The 891-nt window shown below is 76.7% G+C and carries 1 protein-coding gene; it reads left to right on the top strand.

Translation table 11 applies throughout. The features are described 5' to 3' along the window. A partial coding sequence (locus tag ABD317_RS37330) for a non-ribosomal peptide synthetase (RefSeq protein ID WP_344296567.1) occupies positions 1–891 on the top strand: 891 nt, incomplete at both ends.

Genomic DNA, 891 nt, shown 5'->3' with positions numbered 1-891 from the left:
GAGACCGCCATCGGCATGGTCTTCCACCGCATCGCCGGCACCGAGGGCGACCGCATCCCGCTCGGCCGCCCCATCGACAACTGCTACGCGGTCGTCGCCGACGACCGGCTCACCCCGCTGCCCCCGGGCCGCACCGGGGAGATCCTCGTCGGCGGCGCCTGCGTGGGCGCCGGCTACCTCGACGAACCGGCGCGCACCAGGCAGGTCTTCGTGCCGAACCCCTATCCGCGGATCCCCGGCCCGCGGCTGTACCGGACCGGGGACCTGGGCTGGTTCGACGAGGCGGGCCTGCTGCGCTTCGCCGGCCGGCGCGACCGGCAGACGAAGGTCGACGGGGTGCGCATCGAGCCGGCCGAGATCGAGACCGCCGCCGAGGGGTGCCCCGGGGTGATCCAGGCCAAGGCGCTGACCGTGCGGCAGGGCGGGCGCAACCGGCTGGTGGTGGCCGCCGCCGCCGAGGCGGGCACCGCGCCTGCGGCGCTCCGCGCGCACCTGGTGTCGGTGCTGCCGCGCATCCACCTGCCGCACCACTGCTTCGTGCTGGAGTCGCTCCCGCTGACCGACAACGGGAAGGTCGACCTGGCGGCGCTGCGCCGGATCGTGACGGAGAAGCCGGAGAGGCCGCCGGCCGGCGGCGGACCCGGCGCCCGGGACGGCGACCCGCCCGCGGAGCGCGTCGCGGACATCATGCGCGGCGTCCTCGGGCTGCCGGACTTCGGCGTGGACGACGACTTCCTCGCCCACGGCGGCGACTCGCTGAGCGCGCTCGCCGACACCCTCGCCGTACGCGACGCGCTCGACGTCCCGCTCGTCGTCTCCGACCTGTACGCGCACCGCAGCCCCGGCGCAGCGCGGCGGGGAGGAGCCGGCGGCGATGGCGCGCGACGCGCT

It is taken from the genome of Streptomyces synnematoformans (assembly GCF_039531005.1).
In the GTDB taxonomy this organism is placed as follows: domain Bacteria; phylum Actinomycetota; class Actinomycetes; order Streptomycetales; family Streptomycetaceae; genus Streptomyces; species Streptomyces synnematoformans.
The sequence above is the reverse complement of the archived record's forward strand: the minus strand, read 5'-3'. Positions and strand labels throughout refer to the sequence as shown.